The organism is Arsenicibacter rosenii, assembly GCF_001870735.1.
Lineage (GTDB): Bacteria > Bacteroidota > Bacteroidia > Cytophagales > Spirosomataceae > Arsenicibacter > Arsenicibacter rosenii.
Genome location: NZ_MORL01000060.1, coordinates 1 through 5,229 on the forward strand (window position 1 = coordinate 1; position 5,229 = coordinate 5,229).

Consider the following 5,229-nt stretch of genomic DNA (forward strand, 5'->3'; position numbering starts at 1 on the left):
CGCCGACAGGCTCTCTCCCGTCGACCAGCCGTAGGTCAGGCTCTGACCACCCGCCAGAGCCGTAGCGGTCAGGGTGGTACTGCCCCCGGGACATACCGACAGATTACCTGCCACACTGACCGTCACCGCCGGATTCAGCGAAACGGTTACGCTGGTTGTCGAATACCCGCCGAATGCATCGGCAATGGTGACCGAATAGGCCGTCGTACTGACCGGCGAAACGACAATGGCGGTTGTGCTTTCACCCGTCGACCAGTGATAAGTCACATTTGGCCGGTTAGCCAGATCACTGACGGTCAGCGTGGTACTGCTACCGGCACAAACCGACAGGGTACCGCCGATCTGAGCCGTCACGGCCGGTACGACCGTAAGGGTGGCACTCGTCTCAGAAACGCACCCTGAGGCATTGGCCACGGTGACGGAGTAAGCCGTTGTGCTGACCGGGCTCACGGTGATAGCCGATGTGCTTTGGCCCGAACTCCAGGTAAAGGCCGTACCGCCCGAAACGGCCAGTGTTGCGCTCATACCCGCCGAAATCGTCTGTAAGGCCGGTACGACGGTCAGTGACGGCGGACCGCTGATCTGAACCTCATTGGTTTGCGCCGTACAGCCGTTCGGCATCGTTACCACAACCTTATAGGTGCCGGTTTCTGCGGGGGTATACGTCAGCTTTGCCTCGCCGGACTCCCATTTCTGGATCCGGTTATTATAGCCATCCGAAATATAGATTGTGCCATTCTGATCGACAATTACGCCGGACGGGCCGGACAGTTTGCCCGCCTCATTGCCACTGTCTGTACCGGTGCCCGCTACAGTTATACCGGCGGTTGCTCCTGGCAGCCATTTCTGAATCCGGTTGTTGTTCTGGTCGGCGATATACAAAGTGCCGGCAGCATCAACATAGATACCGGCCGGATAATCAAGCTGTTGTGCGGATGGCCCGGGACTTCCGCTGATACCAGCCACCAGCGTTCCGCTCAGAGCACCGGCGGCCCATTTCGTCACCCGACCATTGCCGGCTTCTGCTACGTAGATCATACCAGCGGCATCGACAACTACAGCCGACGGCAGGCCTAACTGGTTTGCATTAATCCCATCGCCATTACCACCGGCTACGGTCGTTCCGCTGGTCGCCCCCGGAGCCCATTTCTGAATCCGGCTATTATTTTGGTCAGCTACATACAGATTGCCCGTTGCATCGACAAATACACTGGCTGGCACACTGAGCTGGTCCGGATCTTCACCATAACCATGGCCACCAGCCACGGTGGTTCCGCTGGTTGCGCCGGGCGCCCATTTCTGAACCCGGCTATTATTTCCGTCTGCTACGTACAGGTTGCCTGCCGCATCGACAAATATACCTGCCGGCCCGCTTAGCTCATTGGCTCCGTCTGTGCTGGCTGCACCGCCAAACCCGGCGACAACGGTGCCGCTGGTCGCCCCCGGCGCCCATTTCATTACCCGGTTATTCGTATAGTCTGCTGCGTATACATTACCGGCCGCATCCAGACATACGCTGGCCGGGTAACTCAGGCGGTCGGGTCCGTCTCCGTCTCCCCCGTTCGGGTCTCCCGCCACCGTAATACCGGCCGTTACAGCCTCTGCCCTGGTTGTATGCACCAGCGTGGTGCCGTTATACCAATCGGCCTGGCTGATAAGCTGACTGCCGGACAGGGTCAGGCTGGTCAGGCCCACACAACTGGCCGCACCGGTATTCGTCAGGCTCATCACCGGCGTATTGCATGGCGTCACACTAATGGTAGCCGTGGCCGTGGCCGAGCAGCCGCCAGTCGTACCGGTAACGGTATACACGGCCGTACCGACAGCCGGTGACACCACCAGCGTCGCACTGGTTGAGTTATCCGGCCACCGGTATGTTAATCCGCTATATGCTGTGAGTGTGACACGTTGCCCCTCTGTTATGGTTTTTGAAACCGGCGCTACTGTAACATTTGGCGTTGCTCCGATGGTCACCGTAGATGAAACGGCGGTACACCCTGCCGAACTGGTTACGCGGGCGGTGTAGGTGCCACTAGTTTGTGGCCTATAACCGGCATTCACCGGAATCGGCCGCCACTTCTGAATCCGATGGTTACCGAAGTCTGTTACGTAGACCGAGCCGACGGCATCGACAAACACATGGATCGGTGAGTTAAAGCCATAGGCATCTGTATTGTATCCGTTTCCACCGGCTACGGTGGTTCCGCTGGTCGCTCCCGATGCCCATTTCTGCACCCGCTGGTTGGTCACGTCTGCTACATAAACGGCATCACCGGCGTCCACAAAAATGCCACGCGGACTATATAACTGGGTAGCATACGACCCTCCCCCATTGCCCCCGGCAACGACTGTGCCGCTGGTAGCGCCGGGTGCCCATTTCATCACCCGGTGGTTTGCTGCATCACTCACAAATACCGCACCGGTAGCATTGAGGTATAAGCCAACCGGGTTATTTAACTGGTTAAGCGCATTGCCACGGCCATTCCCCCCGGCGACAACGGTACCACTGGTAGCGCCGGGCGCCCATTTAACCACCCGGTAGTTATTGAAATCGGTAATGTAGACATTCCCTGCCGCATCGATATACAAGCCCTCGGGACTATTCAGCTGGTTCAATCCGCTTCCGGTACCATTGCCACCGGCTACGACCGTTCCGCTGGTCGCCCCCGCCGCCCATTTCATAATCCGGTTATTGTCACGGTCTCCGACATAGACCGCTCCGGCTGCGTCGACGAATACAGCGTTGGGCCTGTTTAGTTGGTTAAGCCCGCTGCCCTGTCCGTTGCCACCGGCCACCGTAACACCGGTTGACGCACCGGCCGTCCATTTCGTTACCCGATGGTTGTTGAAGTCGGCCACATAAACGGCACCGGCGGCATCGACATAAATGCCCTGCGGCAAATCGAGTTGATTTAAGCTGGTACCCTGTCCGTTTCCACCGGCAGCCGTGGTCGCCGTAAAGGCATATGCCGAACTGACTAGTGTTGTTCCGTTATACCAGCTTACCCGTAACAGTGTCTGATCGCTGGCAACCGACAAACTCGCGGCTCCTATACAATTCGCGGCTCCCGTATTGGTCAGGCTCACGGCCGGATCTACGCAGGCCGCAGCCACCACCGTAATACCAGACACCGCCACACAACCGCCGGAGAGGCCCGTTACGGAGTAGACATTGGGTGTGTTTACAGAAATTGATGCGGTTGTTTCACCCGTGCTCCAGGTATAGCTATCGGCCCCGCTGGCGGTTAGGGTTGTCCGCTGATCAGGGCTTACCGTCAGGGACGGGCTTGCCGAAATATTCAGTGAAAACGATGACGTTATTGTGATGCTGTTGGTGAGCGCCGTACAACCGTTGGTACCGGTAATCAGCGCCGAGTAAACACCCGGCATTGCCGGCACATACGACACATTGGTCGAGAGCCATTTCTGTATCCGGTTATTACCAAAGTCCGTCACATAAACAGATCCGGCTCCGTCGACATGTACGGCAATGGGGGAGTTAAAATATGCCCCCCCTTCCAGATTAAACCCATATCCGCCGGCAACGGTTGTACCGCTCGTTGCCCCGGATGCCCATTTCTGCACCCGCTGATTGGTCATATCAGCAATGTATATATCCCCGCTGCTATTGATAAATAAACCACGCGGCCCGTTCAGCTGACCGGCTCCATTACCGGCTCCGTTGCCACCGGCCACCACGGTACCGCTGGTCGCTCCTTTAGCCCACTTCATGACACGGTTTAGCCCGCCATCGGCCACGTATACGGCTCCGGCAGCATCCACATACATGCCCGAAACAAACGAAAACTGATTGGGACCGCTCCCCTGTCCGTTGCCACCGGCCACGGTTGTGCCACTGGTTGCCCCGGCAGCCCATTTCTGTACCCGGTAGTTGTTTGCATCGGCGACATATACCGCTCCGGCGGCATCTACATAGAGCTGCCCCGGCGCATTCAGCTGATTGGCGGCCGCCCCTCCAAATCCTGTACCAGCCACGATCGTACCACTGGTGGCGCCCGCCGCCCACTTCATCACACGGGCGCTTGCACTACAGGAAACATACACCGCCCCGGTTGCATCCACAAACACACCGGCAGGACTGGAGAGCTGGTTATTGGCCGTTCCCTGTCCGTTGCCGCCTGCTACCGTAATGCCGGTTGTTGCCCCGGGGAGCCATTTCTGCACGCGGTGATTATTGTAATCGGCTACATAGACCGTCCCGCTGGCATCGACAAAAGCCCCTTGCGGCAAGTTCAGCTGATCCGGCCCGCTACCTTGTCCGTTTCCTCCTGCCACCGTACTGCCCGTAACCGCCGACTGTGCATTGGCACTGGCCACCAGCGTCCCTGATCTGAACCAATCAATCCGGGCCATGCTCTGACTGCTGCTGGCCGACAGACTGGCCGCTCCTACACAGTTAGCGGCGCCGGTATTGGTCATAGCTGCATCCGGAAGCGAACACGGCGTTTGCGCATACACACCGGCACAGAAAAAAAGAACCAGTATCAGCGTCTGAACGCTGACGGATACCCATGAACGTTGCCGGAACAGCACCCGTTGCTCAACGGGATACCAAAGAAAAAAAACGTGTCTCCATAACGCCGGAAGAATACCCCGACGCTTACAGGGTAAAATGGATAAGTCCATAAATGGATCGTGAAGTGATTGGGAAAATACAAGTGTTCGAATGGTACAAAATACGCCTGCCCTGCTGTTCGAATCCTGCCAATCAATACCCGATGCCTGCCATCGATACCTGAATCCTGCCAATCGATACCAGGATTCTGCCAAACAGACTTTTTTCGGCGAAACCTGGTCGATTGATGCTATTTAAGATACACTTACCGTAAATTACTTACCTCAGTTATCAACACCTTCTGTTTTTCTACTGACAAGCCGTACCGGTTACGATCACCGTGCGCCGATCCTGGCTTACCCCACCGCAGGGGTTGGTATACCAGGCCGTGTAGGTATACGTGCCCGGTTTCGTGATCGTCACCGTCGTCGCAAACGGATGGGTGCCACCCACACGGTATACCGTGCTGAACACATAACCGCCCGGTCCCGTGATCAAAAACCGGTCGCCGATGCCCGTACCCGTGATCTGCACCGAACAGGAGCCCGATCCCAGCACGCCCGACACCACCGCCTGCGTCGCCTGCGCCGTCAGCACGCTGTTGACAATCACTCCGGTACCGGCCACCGCCGTACAGCCCGACGCATTGGTCA

Annotated in this window: 2 protein-coding genes and 1 pseudogene; 1 reads left to right on the forward strand and 2 read right to left on the reverse strand. The window is 57.5% G+C overall.

Annotated features, from left to right (window positions below):
* Positions 1–4,647 (reverse strand): annotated as a pseudogene (locus BLX24_RS29395) (hypothetical protein); the annotation flags it as partial.
* 40 nt (positions 4,648–4,687) lie between these two features.
* Between BLX24_RS29395 and BLX24_RS32970 the strand changes: the two are divergent.
* The gene (locus BLX24_RS32970; RefSeq protein ID WP_177225960.1) at positions 4,688–4,834 is read left to right on the forward strand and encodes a hypothetical protein; all 147 of its coding nucleotides are present in this window, start codon (positions 4,688–4,690) and stop codon (positions 4,832–4,834) included.
* A gap of 51 nt (positions 4,835–4,885) precedes the next feature.
* Here the strand turns inward: BLX24_RS32970 and BLX24_RS32975 are convergent.
* A partial coding sequence (locus tag BLX24_RS32975) for a hypothetical protein (RefSeq protein ID WP_177225961.1) occupies positions 4,886–5,229 on the reverse strand: 344 nt, incomplete at its 5' end.